This window comes from Acidobacteriota bacterium (assembly GCA_016196035.1).
In the GTDB taxonomy this organism is placed as follows: Bacteria; Acidobacteriota; Blastocatellia; order RBC074; family RBC074; genus JACPYM01.
In genome coordinates this window covers 82,673-94,878 of record JACPYM010000008.1, presented here as the reverse complement: position 1 = coordinate 94,878, position 12,206 = coordinate 82,673, and the positions used below count along the sequence as shown (strand labels likewise).

11 protein-coding genes are annotated in these 12,206 nt (G+C 61.4%); 3 read left to right on the top strand and 8 right to left on the bottom strand.

The window, feature by feature from the left end; all coding sequences use genetic code 11:
• Positions 1-7: 7 nt before the first annotated feature.
• Positions 8-406: a tetratricopeptide repeat protein gene (locus HY011_03475; GenBank protein ID MBI3421975.1), complete on the bottom strand. Its 399-nt coding sequence runs from the start codon at positions 404-406 to the stop codon at positions 8-10.
• 80 nt (positions 407-486) lie between these two features.
• Between HY011_03475 and HY011_03470 the strand changes: the two genes are divergently transcribed.
• Positions 487-1,026 carry a hypothetical protein gene (locus HY011_03470; GenBank protein ID MBI3421974.1) on the top strand — a complete coding sequence of 180 codons (540 nt, stop codon included), beginning with the start codon at positions 487-489 and terminating at the stop codon, positions 1,024-1,026.
• 61 nt (positions 1,027-1,087) lie between these two features.
• Here HY011_03470 and HY011_03465 read toward each other — a convergent pair whose 3' ends face one another.
• The 3 genes from HY011_03465 to HY011_03455 are packed head-to-tail and all read right to left on the bottom strand — an operon-like array spanning position 1,088 to position 5,590.
• Positions 1,088-2,413, bottom strand: coding sequence for an amidohydrolase family protein (locus tag HY011_03465; protein MBI3421973.1), 1,326 nt, complete (start codon positions 2,411-2,413; stop codon positions 1,088-1,090).
• Positions 2,414-2,442: 29 nt separating this feature from the next.
• Entirely contained in the window at positions 2,443-5,016 is a 2,574-nt protein-coding gene (locus HY011_03460; protein MBI3421972.1) for a protein kinase, read from the bottom strand.
• Positions 5,006-5,590 (bottom strand): sigma-70 family RNA polymerase sigma factor, encoded by a 585-nt coding sequence (locus HY011_03455; protein MBI3421971.1) that lies wholly within the window; start codon positions 5,588-5,590, stop codon positions 5,006-5,008. The genes HY011_03460 and HY011_03455 overlap by 11 nt, the downstream gene beginning before the upstream one ends.
• 264 nt (positions 5,591-5,854) lie before the next feature.
• Between HY011_03455 and HY011_03450 the strand changes: the two genes are divergently transcribed.
• Positions 5,855-6,040 (top strand): hypothetical protein, encoded by a 186-nt coding sequence (locus tag HY011_03450; protein ID MBI3421970.1) that lies wholly within the window; start codon positions 5,855-5,857, stop codon positions 6,038-6,040.
• A 174-nt stretch (positions 6,041-6,214) separates the two neighbouring features.
• Entirely contained in the window at positions 6,215-7,093 is an 879-nt protein-coding gene (locus tag HY011_03445) for a tetratricopeptide repeat protein (protein ID MBI3421969.1), read from the top strand.
• Positions 7,094-7,332: 239 nt separating this feature from the next.
• Here HY011_03445 and HY011_03440 read toward each other — a convergent pair whose 3' ends face one another.
• The 4 genes from HY011_03440 to HY011_03425 are packed head-to-tail and all read right to left on the bottom strand — an operon-like array spanning position 7,333 to position 12,015.
• Complete coding sequence (locus tag HY011_03440) at positions 7,333-8,763, bottom strand: hypothetical protein (protein MBI3421968.1); 1,431 nt, start codon at positions 8,761-8,763, stop codon at positions 7,333-7,335.
• 4 nt (positions 8,764-8,767) lie between these two features.
• Positions 8,768-9,223 carry a DUF1311 domain-containing protein gene (locus tag HY011_03435; protein MBI3421967.1) on the bottom strand — a complete coding sequence of 152 codons (456 nt, stop codon included), beginning with the start codon at positions 9,221-9,223 and terminating at the stop codon, positions 8,768-8,770.
• Positions 9,224-9,273: 50 nt separating this feature from the next.
• Positions 9,274-10,155: a sugar phosphate isomerase/epimerase gene (locus tag HY011_03430; protein ID MBI3421966.1), complete on the bottom strand. Its 882-nt coding sequence runs from the start codon at positions 10,153-10,155 to the stop codon at positions 9,274-9,276.
• A gap of 24 nt (positions 10,156-10,179) precedes the next feature.
• Positions 10,180-12,015, bottom strand: coding sequence for a hypothetical protein (locus HY011_03425; protein ID MBI3421965.1), 1,836 nt, complete (start codon positions 12,013-12,015; stop codon positions 10,180-10,182).
• Between the last annotated feature and the right edge of the window lie 191 nt (positions 12,016-12,206).

Below are 12,206 nucleotides of genomic sequence, written 5' to 3'. Positions count from 1 at the left end.
CATGGATTCAAGGAGTGAGTCGCAACCGGCGCAATAAATCAGCAAAGCGCGGGTCGGCGCGCAGGCCATCAAACAGCGGGGCATCCTTGTAATGAATCAAGTTCTCATCCCGCGCTTGATAGGCCTGTTCCAGTTCCGCAAACGCGCCGTCCTTATCGCCCAAACCGGCATGAACGAAGGCCACGGCCACCGGGTCAACATACGTGTCCTGCGCGGCAATGCTTTTCATTTCAGCCAGCATCCGCAGGGCTTCGCCGCGTTGGCCCGCCAGCGCGTAGGCGTGTCCGAGATGGCCCAGGGTGAAGGGCTGTTTGGGGTCAGCGCAGCGCGACTCGTTGAACTCCGCCAGCGCTTCCGGCCATTTTCCTTGCTGCTCATACACTAGACCCAGCGTCGAGTGCGTCATGTAAAAATCCCGCTGTAGTTCGAGGGCCTGCCGGCATTGTGCGAGCGCCTCGTCATAGCGCCGCCCAACGTAGTAAGCAGTTGAGCGCCAAGTGGTGGCAATGGGGTTTGTCGCTGCCAGTGACGCCGGGACATCCGTTCATCGGTTGCTCCGATCCGAGCGAAGCGGGCCAGGCTGGGCCGGTGTGGTTCCTGGCGGGCCAGTTCGGAACTGCGACGTGCACGCTCACGGTGCCTGTCGGCAAGGCCTTGTTCTTCCCGCTCGCCAACGTGGAATGCTCGAGTCTGGAGGATGCGCCCCTCCACGGTGACACGGCTGCGGAGCAACGCGGTTGCGCGCAGGTACTGGCCGACCAAATTGATACAACGGCGTTCTTCTGTGAGATTGACGGCGTTCCGCCGCAAGGCTTGGAGCGTTACCGGGCCGTCTCAACGCAGTTCTCATTCACGGCGCCCGACCCCTGGATTTTCGGGCCTGTCGGAGCGGGCATGTCAGGCAGCGGGGTGGGCGATGGGTACTATCTCCTGTTGGCCCCCTTGTCCCCAGGCTGGCACACGCTCCACTTCGGCAGCACGGCTTTCGGAATTGATACGACCTATCACCTGACCGTCGCGCCTTGAAGCACGCCAGGCGAGGGGCGTTGACAGCTTCGCTGTTGAAACACGTCCCGCGCCCTTAGCCCTATCTGGGCGGCTTCGCGCCCTCGGCGGCGGCGGGCGTTTTGGTTTTATCAACGACGACAACGCCACTCTTCATCACCCAACGCACTTTGTTGATGACGACTTCAATGTCGGCCAGCGGATCGCCTTCGACCGCCACGATGTCGGCGTAATAGCCCGCCGCAATTGCACCGATACTCTTTTCCATCCCCAGCAGCGCCGCGCCATTCGTCGTGGCGGTTGCCAACGCTTCGGCAGACGTCATCCCGGCTTTGACAAACCAGCCCAGCTCGCGCGTATTTTGGCCGAACATCGTCATCACCGCATCGCTGCCCATCGCAAACCGCACGCCCGCTTTGTGCGCGAGCCGCGCTGTTGCCAGGTTGCGTTGGACAAAGGCGTTCAACTGTTGAGCGATTTCCGCGCTGTAGCCGAACTGCTCGCGCGCTTCGGCATAGTAGCGATTGTGATCTATCGTCGGCACATAGAAAGTCTTGCGCCGCACCATCTCGGCAATGGTTTCATCGTCAAGGTCTACGGCGTGTTCGAGCGAATCGGCGCCCGCGCGCACGGCGTCACGCGCGCCCGCTGGCCCGTAGGAATGAATCGCAATGCGTTTGCCCAGTTTATGCGCGGCCTCGACGGCGGCCTGCATTTCTTCAAAGGTGAATGTCTGCTGGCCGGACAGATCATCGGCGCTGCCGGTCGAACCGTACATTTTGATCACGTCGGCACCGGCGGCGACCTGTTGCCGCACGACGCGCATGACTTCGGCCACGCCATCCGCCTGCCCGCCGCGCGGCGAAACGTAACCGGGCTTCGGCGCTTCGTAGGTGATTTGCACGCCGAAACCGGAAACGAACATGCGCGGCCCCGGCATCGCGCCGGTGTTGATCAGGTCGCGCATGGCGATGTCCAGATAATCGAAGCTGCCCAGATCGCGCACCGTCGTCACGCCGGTTTCGAGCGTCTGGCGCGCGTTCGCCTGCGCCAGATAGAGGGTCATCGCGGGCATGCGCTCCTGCAATTGCGCCCAGGGCCGCGTGCCCGGCTTCTGATCCCAGTAATAGGTCATATGCGTGTGCACATCAATCAGCCCCGGCAGCGCGGTGTAACGCGACAGGTCAAACACTTCGGCGCTGGCGGGAAGGGCGCTCGCGCCCGTGCCCACGCTGCGGATGCGGTCGTTTTCGATGACGACCACGGCGTTGCCGAGTACCTGGCCGGAGCCGTCAATGAGCTTGCCAAAGCGCAAGGCTTTCAAAGGGGCGACAGCGGTTGCCGTCTGCCACAGTGGCAGCAAGGCAAGCACGGCGCAGAACGTAACAAGGATTCGGACAATGGGCATCGTGAGTTCCTCTCTCGTGACGCAACAGGTTAAGGCGCGAGCTGCAGGCGGCGCAGCAAATCGGTGAAACGCGGATCGGCGCGCAAGCTGTCGAGTCGTGGCTCTTTCTTGAGATTGAGCAGGTCTTCTGACCTGGCCTGATATGCTCGCTCCAGCCAGGCGAAGGCTTGCTCTTTATCGCCTAGCCCGGTGTAAATCAAGCTGATGAAATAGGGATCAACATAATTTTTCGGCGCGTCTGCTTTCAATAATTCGCCCAGTATTTTCTGCGCCGCTGCCGGCTTCCCGCTGCTGGCGTACAGGTGTGCGAGCAGCGCTTTCGGATAGGGGCTGGCAGGGTCTATTGACTGCCATTGCTTAAGCTCGGCTTCGGCTTCGGCAAAGCGCCCGGTCTGTTCAAAAGCCAGCGCAAGGTTGAGGTGCGCCACATAAAAATTCCGGTCGGTTGCCACCAGCTTTTTGCTTTCCTCAATTGACGCATCGTATTTGCGGTTCAGGTAGTAGGCGAATGCTATCCACGCGGAGGTCTCCAAGCTCAGCGGATCCAGTTCGTGCGCCCGGGTGAATTGCCCGAGGGCTTCGTCCATACGGCCTTGTTCAGACAAAATCATCCCGTAAACAAAGGCCGCACGCGCATAGCCGGGATTGAGTTCGAGCGCCCGCTTGAGTTCCTTTTCGGCCTCCGGCCATTCCCAATCATAAAAAGCTTTGACCTGGGCTAACGCCGTATGCGCTTCAGCCAGCGTTTCATCCAGTTGTAAGGCCTGGGCCGCTGCCGCTTTGACTTTCGGCATGGCTGCGGCTGGCGGCTCATACATACTTGAAGAGTTGTAATAACCATCCGCCAGCCCGGCATAGGCGAGCGCATAACCAGAGTCCAGCCGAACTGCTTGCTGCAACAACTCAATGCCTTGCTTCGTCCCGTCCGTTGTCCGCAACTGCGAGTAGTGGCGGCCCTCGACAAACAGGCGATAGGCTTCGGGGTTGTCGGTCGGGCGTTTGGCCAGGCGTTGCTGCTCGGCGCCGCTCAATCTGAGGCGCAATTTTTCGGCGATCTGCTGGGCGAGTTCGGCTTGAATCAGCATCGCGTCGGCCAGTTTGCGCCGCGTGGAATCGCCCCACAAACGCGAGCCATCGGCGGTATTGACCAACTCCGCTCCGATAATCAATTCGTCGCCCCGCTTGGTCAGCTTCCCGATGAGCAGGGAACGGACTTGCAAATCCTTGCCAATGACGCGCGGGTCAACCTCTTTGTCTTTGTAACTGGCGACCGTGCTGCGCGCGATGACGCGCTTCAATTGCGGCAGTTGCGACAGGCTGTTGATGAGGCTCTCGGTGATGCCTTCGCTCAGATATTCGACCTCCTCATCACCGCTGACGTTGCGCAACGGTAGCACAGCGAGCGAATCAAGCGCCGCGCCGCTGCGATTGAAAAGATAAATCAAACTGGCAGCCGCCAGCATCAGCGCAACTGCCGCGACGCTCAAGGTAGCAGTCCGCCCACGCGCTTTGGCTGGTTTCGCGGCAACCGCCAAACCGCCGCTCTCGCTGAGAAGCTGCCGCAAATCAAAGCTCAGATCGCGCGCCGCCTGAAAGCGCGCAGCCGCTTTCTTTTCCAAACAATGTTTGATGAGCTGTTCCAGCTTGGCGGGCACGGCTGGTTGCAAGCCAGCCAGCGCTGGCGGTTCGTCGCGCAAGATTGCGGCAATCGTTTCGGTCACCGTCGCACCGGCAAAAGGCCGCCGCCCGCTGACCATCTCGTACAACACGCAACCCAGCGCGAAGAGGTCGCTCGGCGCTTCGGCTGGCTCACCTTTCACCTGCTCCGGCGACATATAACCAACCGTGCCCAAAATCGTCCCCGGTCTGGTCGTGCCGGTCATTGTCTCGGTTTCGGTCGTCACGGCGTGCTTCACGCGCGCGATGCCGAAGTCGAGAATCTTGATCTGCCCATCCGCAGTCAGAAAGATGTTCTCCGGTTTCAGGTCGCGGTGAATGATGCCTTTGGCGTGCGCGGCGGCCAGCCCGTCGGCGACAGCGGCGGCGATTTCAACCGCCTGCCGCCACGGCAAGGCCGCGCGTGCGAGCCGCGCGCGCAGCGTCTCGCCTTCGAGCAATTCCATCACCGCGTAACTGACATTGCTTTCCGTGCCGAAATCGAAGATCGCCAGGATGTTCGGGTGCGAGAGCGCGGCCACGGCTTTGGCTTCGCGTTCAAAGCGGCGTAAGGCCTCGGCGTCTTGTGCTAGATGTGCGGGCAGGATTTTGACGGCCACGTCACGGTCAAGTCGCAAGTCCTGCGCGCGGTAAACTTCGCCCATGCCACCCGCTCCAAGCATGGAAATGATTCGGTAATGACCAAAGGTGCGGTCCGCCAGCGAACGTACCGAATGTTCCGCCATCATTCCGGCAGCGATGTCACTGGGAGGTTTCTCAATAAAGCTGGCGGCTTGTTCGTTGGCGGTGAGCAACGATTCGACTTCGTGGCGCAGTTCGGCATCGCTTGCGCAGGCCTCGGCCAGGAAAGCAACACGGGCCGCCGGGGCAAGCTCCAGCGCGGCGTGGTAAAGCGCTTCGATCTGTTGCCAGCGTTCAGGCGTCATCTTTGTTAGCGCTCTGGCTAAGCGCGCGGTGCAGCCAGGCTTTGGCCATACTCCAATCACGCATCACCGTGATGGCCGATACTTTCAACACTTCCGCCGTCTCTTCCACACTCAGGCCGCCGAAGTAGCGCAACTCCACCACGCGGCATTTGCGCGCATCCATCTTGGCCAGTTCGTGCAGGGCGTCATCGAGCGCCACCAACTCCGCCGCACGTTCGGCGGATACGGTCAGCGCTTCGTCAAGCGCGACCACCTGCGCCCCGCCGCCGCGTTTGGCGAACTGCTTGGCGCGCGCGTAATCCACCAGGATGGAACGCATCGCCTGGGCCGCGACGCCGAAAAAATGGGCGCGGTTCGCAAAGTGTTTGTCGGGTTGGCCGACCAGTTTGAGAAAGGCTTCGTTGATGAGCGCCGCGGTTTGCAGCGTGTGGCCGGGGTTTTGCCGTGCCATGTAACGATGCGCCATCTGGCGCAGTTCGCCATAGACCACGGGCAGCAAACGGTCGAGCGCCGCTTGCTCGCCATTGCTCCATTCGTGCAGCCATTGCGTGACTTCGTGCGACGTAGTGGGCATCCGCGCCTCCGGGTTGTTTGCCTGAAATCAATTGCGGGTAGCGCGCGGATTATAGCCCCGCCAGGCGACAGGTCGAAGCCTTTCGCAAAATTCGCAGATTTTTTCCAGCGCGATGATAGCTCCCCGCGACAGTTCCCGTTTATCTAGGTGAGAACGCAAGAAAGCGGCTCTCAAAGAACGCGGGAAGCCAGCCATCAAGCGACGGCGGCAACCCACAACCCAAACCCGGCATTCGTTGCCGCCCATTCAAACGAGGAGAAAGTCATGAATACCGTAGACAACAAAGAAATCGAATTGAACGTGGAAGAGATGGAAGCAGTGATTGCGCCCGCACTCGTGCCCAACCACAACGAGACGCTGGAAGTTGATCTGTGCGTCGAAGAGTTGGAAGAAGTCATCGCACCAGGCTTTGCTCGCAACCACAACGAGACGCTGCTGAGCGACAATTGAGCTGCAACAGCAGACGACAGCTTTGCCCCAACCAGCGGGTGCGTGGTCACCACGGCCCGCTGGCGGCAGCCCCGTTTTTCGCGCCCCTGGCTGTTCGGCAGCAGCCGGAGTGTTGTTCGCCTTACCGGCAGGCGATAAGCGCCACGTTTTTCAACTCTGGCAAAGGAGACCGCGATGCCCAATCTGCAAGCCAATCCGTCAAACACGCAAGCCTCGCACGCCCGTTGGCTGCTGCAACGCGCCGATGCTTGCCGCGCGCAAGGCCAGTACAGCCAGGCCGAGACGCTTTACCTGAACGCGCTGGCGCTGACTGAAACCATCTTTGGCCCTGCGCACGCCGAGGTCGCGGTCGTGCTCAACAATCTGGCCGTGCTCTATAAATACTCCGGCAATTTCGACGCCGCCGGACAGCTTTATCAACGCGCGCTGACAATCACAGAACGCAAATACGGCGCGGCGCATCCGCACGTGGCGACCATTTACCACAACCTCGGCGGGCTGGAACACGCGCGCGGACGTTACGCGGCGGGCGAACCCTTTGCCCGCCGCTCCGTCGAGATCAGAGAGAAAGCGCTGGGGCCGGAGCATGTGGATGTCGCCGCTGATCTGGCCGCGCTGGCCGCGCTGCTGGATGGGCAAAAGAGGTATGACGAATCCGAACCAATTTACCGGCGCGTGCTGGCGCTGTTTGAAGCGCGGCTAGCGGCGGGCGACGAACAAGCCGCGTATGAGATTGCCGTGAACCTGAATAATTTGGCGGCGCTCAAACACGGGCAAGGTTACTTTGCCGAGGCCGAACAACTTTACCGCCGCGCGCTGGCGTTGAAGGAAAAACTGCTGGGCGCGGAACACCCCGACGTGGCGCTGACGCTCAACAATCTGGCCGTGCTGTTGAAAAAGCAGCGCCGCTATGCCGAAGCCGAACAACTTTATGGCCGCGCGCTGGCGCTCTTTGAGCGTGTGCTGGCGCCCACTCATCCGAAGCTCGTGGCTTGCCGCGAGAATTACGCGGGGCTTCGGCGCATATTGACCGGAACAGCCGTCGCCGCCTGAGCCGCCAATGTTCGCTCGATTTCTGGTCGAACGCGGCAATCCCACCTTTGTTGTTTCTTCAGGTGCATTAGATCGGTTTGCGTGTACGGTAGGCACGCCACGCTGGGGCAGTACCGCGCGCGTGAGCAAGCGGCGCGTCAAGTACGGCAGACTGGCGCAACGACGTAAGCTCCGCTTGCTCACGCGCGCGGTACTGCCCCGCTGCGCAGCTTTTGCCCTACACCGAAGTGAAAACCGATCTAGGTCACGATTCGCAGACCCGCGCCCGGCGTCGAAACGAGCAACGCGCCCTCGGCCACGCCGTCACGTCCGTGCGGTGCGTACCAGTCACGCTGCGCGCGTTCCCGCAACGCCGTCACGTGCGCTTGCTCCGTCAACGCCAGCACTACGCCGCCGAAGCCGCCCCCCATCAAACGCGCGCCGTAAACATGCGGATCGGCCAGCAACACGTTGCGCAGGCTTTCGACTTCAGGCGTGCTGACTTCGTAAAGGTCGCGCAAGCTGGCGTGTGAGGCATTGAGCAATGCGCCCAGGTCGCGGGCCGTTTGCGCCAGCGCGGCCTCGTCTTCGGCTGCGGTGGCCTGCAACAGCTTGACCGCCGCCTCAACGCGTTCGATCTCGCCCAAATGATGACGGGCGCGGTCGGCCAGCTTAATTAACTCATCTCGCCGTTCATGCACCAGCGCCGGAAAGAGCCGCGCGCATTCGCCTGCGGCCTGCGGATAATGCCGCGCAAATTCGGCCAGTGTGATGACCGGCGGCAACTCGTTCAGGCATTCGGCCAGTGTTGCAAATGCGGCAGACTCGCCCGTTTGCAATTGCCGCAACGCTGTTTGCCAGCTTTGCGCAAAACCGTCGCGGTGCTCTTGCAAGTCAGCCAGCAGCGCGGGCAGCAAGACGCGCGCGACGGCAGCGCGTGCGTTGTATTCCAACAGCACGCGGCTGCCCTTGTCGGCCTCATGCGTAAAGCAGGTCAGCCAGCAATACTTGTCGTTGAGTAACGGCAGCGGCCGCACAGCGCCAGCGGCATAAGACAACCACAGCGCCCGTCCGCGTTGGGCCAAACAGATCGCCGTGTGATCGAGCGCGCCGCCGCGCGTGCCGCAATACCATTCGGCCTGCGACGAAGCTTGGGCGAGTTGCGCGGGTGTGTATTCAATTTGATTTGCCAACCGCGCCGCCGCGCCTGCGAGCACCGTCAGCGCCGATGAAGACGACGAACCACCGCGCGGTGGAATCGCCGAATCAACCAGAAAATCAAAGCCGTTGGCGAGTGCTGCGCCCTGCTGCCATTGCGCGAAAAAGCAGGCGCCGCGCACATAATTGCTCCAATGCGCGGCGGGCGGCGTTTGCTGCTCCAACCAGGATTCCCAGGTCGGGCTGTCGGTGCGACCTTCACCCAACGCAAAGGTGAACGGGGCAAACGCCTGGTTCAAAGAAGCCCCGTGCACTTGCCCATCGGCACGCGGGCGCCACAGCAGCAACATCGCGTGTTCGTGGCTGCCGAACGGCAACGAGGCGGTGGGCAGATAGGAAACATAATCCACGTGTTCGCCCAGGATGTTCAGCCGCGCCGGGGCGCGCAGCACGCGCACCGGGCCGGGGCCGTATAGTTGCTGAAATTGCGCCGCGGCTGTTTGCACGCTGTGCTGTAGGTCGGGCGGTGGCATGAGGTTATTTCGCGGCCTCTTGCAAAGCGCCGCGCAACTGTTTGGTGCGTTCGCGCGTGACGGCTTCCAGACAGCTATCCCGCATCAGCGGTTGCATCGAACCGCCCTCAAAGCTGAAGGCCTCGAATTCGCAATGCGCATCGCGAAAGGCGAGCCAGGCGCGCTGGGCAACTTTGAGTTTCTCTTTGTGCTCGCCTTCCAGCTTGGGCAGGAGTTGCTGATAGACCTTGTTCAACTCGGCATCGGCTTTTTTGTATTCATCGGCGGCGCAACGATTCATGTCGTTTTGCGCCGTCAAGTCGGCACAGGCTTGCTTTTTGGTTTGCGTGGCCGGTTTTTGCGCCACGCTTGAAAGCGCACCGAGGCACAGCGCAATGAGAATGGCCGCGCCTTGTACAGCAGGCTGCCAGCCTGCTGTTTGCTTGGCCGTTGCTATGTTGATAGTCAACCTACGATTCATGGTGGTTTCTCCTGAAACAAACAGCAGGCTGGCAGCCCGCTGTACAAAACTCACGCGCCGCACGCCTTCAAATGCTCAATGTTGCTTTTACACGCCTGATCGTATTCCGCCGCTGAAATCAGGCCGGAAGCGTGTTCTTGATAAAACTGCGGTTCGCCGGTAGCGGTCGCCGCACGCGCATTTGTCGCAGCCAACGCCCCCAGCGGCGTGCGGTCTTCAAACAAGACAAACTCGCCGGTCAGGCAGCCCTGATAATTGACGGATTTCAGCGTCGCGATCACCTCGGCCCAATCGTAGCGGCCTTGTCCGCAGGGTTTGCGGTTGTTGTCGGCGACGTGAAAGTCGAGCAGCCGGTCGCCGACATTGCGAATCGCCTGCATGGGATCAACCTCTTCGATGTTGATGTGAAAGGCGTCCAGCACGACGCGCAAATCGTGACCGACCTCTTCAGCCAGCCGCAACGCTTGGTCGTGGCGATTGATGAAATAGGTCTCGAAGCGGTTGAGCGGCTCAATGCCCGCCGTGATGTCATGCTCACCGGCAAAGGCCGCGACTTCTTTCAAGCCGGCGACGGCCCAGTTCCACTCTTCGGCAGCCGAGGCTAGCGGTTTCACTTTGCCGACCACCGAGGGCACGATGCAAAACATCTTTCCGCCCAGCGCATGGGCCATGCGGATGCAATCTTTCATGTAGTTGATCGCATCTGTGCGCACCTCTTGGCTGGGATGAATCAGGTCGCGCCCCTCGAACATCAGCGTTACCGTGCCCAGGCATTCGAGCTGGTATTTGTAAAGCAAGCTGCGCACTTCGTGCCAGTTGTAGTGCGCCGGTTCGCCTTTGAGTTCGATGCTGTCGTAGCCCAGCCGGTGCAAACGATCCAGCGTTGTCTCAATCGGTTCCGGTCTCATCCAGTTATGCATTGCGTGTTTCATCGTTCTCCTTGTTTGCCAGTCAATTCATTTTGAGCCGAACACAGTCTTGAACTCAGCGCCGAGGCCGGCGTAACGCAGAATCGCGCCCGCGCGTCCGACGGCCCAGGCTTGCTCGCCGCGCGCAAACACGCCGCGCAACGGCGTCGTTGTGCCGCTCACGTCGCGCTGCCAGGTCTTGCCGCCATCGTTCGTTTGCACTATAAAACCGTTCATGCCCACGGCCAGCACGCGGCGCGCATTGGCGGCGTGCACACTGAGCAAATGGCTGGTCACGCCGCTGATTTGCACCGTCCAGGTTTCGCCGCCATCCGTCGTGCTCAAAATCAAACCTTCTTCGCCCACCGCCCAACCGTTGCGGGCATCGGTGAAGCTCACGCCGTAAAGCCAGCGCGGCGTTCCGCCCTCCTGCTTGCGCCAGGTCGCGCCGCCGTCATCCGTGTGCAGGATCGTGCCCGCTTCGCCCACGGCCCAGCCGGTTTTGCTGTCAACAAAGGTTACGGCTTCGAGCCAGGCTTCGGTGCCGGAAGCTTGCGCCGTCCAGGTCGCGCCGCCGTCGCTGGTCTGCCGGATCAAGCCCGCCGCGCCGACCACCCAACCGAGCTTGGCGGAAGCGAAGGCGAGGCTGTGCAGATTCTCTTCGGTGCCGCTGCTCACGGGCAGCCAATGCGCGCCACCATCGGTCGTTGCCAGGATGGTGCCGCGTTCGCCGACGACCCAGCCGCGTTGCGCATCGGCAAAGCGCACGGCGCGCAAATTCGCGGCGGTTCCCGCCGTTTGCGGCTGCCAGCGTTCGCCCTCGGCGGTGAATAAAATCGTGCCGTTGTCGCCCACGGCCCAACCGCGTTGCTCATTCAGGAAGTGCACGGCGTTGAGCGTTTCGGTTGGCCCAAAAGTCAGAGGCTGCCATTGCTCGCCGCCGTCGGTGGTCGCCAGCAACGCGCCGCTTTCGCCCGCCGTCCAGCCGATTTTGGCATTGATGAAATGCAGCGCGTTCAATTGCTGCGCGCTGTTGGAAAGTTGCGCGCTCCAACTCGCGCCGCCATCGCTGGTGGCCAACAGCACGCCCTCAGCGCCCGCCGCCCAGCCGCGTTCACCGTCAATGAAAGAAACGGCGGTCAAATTCGTCGCCGTGTTGCTGGCTTGTTCCGTCCAATGCGCGCCAGCGTCCACGCTGTTTAGAATGGTTCCATTGCTGCCGGCGATCCAAAAACGATTCGGCGCGACGGCACAAACGCCGGTCAGATTGCGCGGTGTTGCGGTCGCGCTCTTTTCCCAACTCTGCCCGCCGTTGCCGGTCACGAGCAAAGTGCCTTCGGCGCCCACGGCGACGCCCAACCGATCATTGATGAAGGCGATGGCTTGCAAATGCTTGCTCACGCCGCTGGCTTGCGGCGTCCAATGTTCGCCGCCGTCCACGGTCGCCAGCATTGCGCCTTCGACCCCGACGGCCCAGCCGCGCCGCTCATCGCTGAACCAGACGCCGTACAAATGTTTTTTGTAACCGCTTTCTTGCGGCTTCCAATTCGCGCCGCCATCGCGCGAAAAGAGAATCGTGCCGCGCGCGCCCACGACCCAGGCTTTGGTTCCTAACAGCGCCAACCCGTAAAACGGCGTGCTCAGGCCCGTGCGCGTGGGCGTCCAGCGTTGCCCGCCGTCTTCGGTGCGCAACAGCGTGCCATCGCGTCCGGCGGCCAGCCCGCGCCGCGCCTCGCTGAATTTCACCGCGTACAGCGGATTGCCTTGCAGGCGCGGATTCAACCAACGCCATTGCCCGGCGGGCGGCGCAGTCTGGGCGAGCGTCACCGTCGCCAACGCCAACCACACCGCCATCACGCCCGCGAAACACTTATGCTGCGCCATTTTGAATTGTTTGCTTGTTGGAAGATGAGGCGACGGTTTTTAGAGCCGCCGCGCTTGAATGAAAACGCGCGCCCGAACGTGGCTATGATAGGTGTAGGCTCTGACGGGCGCAATGCCGTTTGAGTAGTGGATCAATGGGGAGAGATTACGGAACAGACGGAAATAACGGAACACACGGAACGGGGCTAGCC

Excerpts from the sequence above, each read along its gene's own strand:
- HY011_03435 (MBI3421967.1), bottom strand. The coding sequence starts at position 9,223 with ATGAATCGTAGGTTGACTATCAACATAGCAACGGCCAAGCAAACAGCA.
- HY011_03460 (MBI3421972.1), bottom strand. The coding sequence starts at position 5,016 with ATGACGCCTGAACGCTGGCAACAGATCGAAGCGCTTTACCACGCCGCG.
- HY011_03455 (MBI3421971.1), bottom strand. The coding sequence starts at position 5,590 with ATGCCCACTACGTCGCACGAAGTCACGCAATGGCTGCACGAATGGAGC.
- HY011_03440 (MBI3421968.1), bottom strand. The coding sequence starts at position 8,763 with ATGCCACCGCCCGACCTACAGCACAGCGTGCAAACAGCCGCGGCGCAA.
- HY011_03475 (MBI3421975.1), bottom strand. The coding sequence starts at position 406 with ATGACGCACTCGACGCTGGGTCTAGTGTATGAGCAGCAAGGAAAATGG.
- HY011_03465 (MBI3421973.1), bottom strand. The coding sequence starts at position 2,413 with ATGCCCATTGTCCGAATCCTTGTTACGTTCTGCGCCGTGCTTGCCTTG.
- HY011_03430 (MBI3421966.1), bottom strand. The coding sequence starts at position 10,155 with ATGAAACACGCAATGCATAACTGGATGAGACCGGAACCGATTGAGACA.
- HY011_03425 (MBI3421965.1), bottom strand. The coding sequence starts at position 12,015 with ATGGCGCAGCATAAGTGTTTCGCGGGCGTGATGGCGGTGTGGTTGGCG.
- HY011_03450 (MBI3421970.1), top strand. The coding sequence starts at position 5,855 with ATGAATACCGTAGACAACAAAGAAATCGAATTGAACGTGGAAGAGATG.
- HY011_03445 (MBI3421969.1), top strand. The coding sequence starts at position 6,215 with ATGCCCAATCTGCAAGCCAATCCGTCAAACACGCAAGCCTCGCACGCC.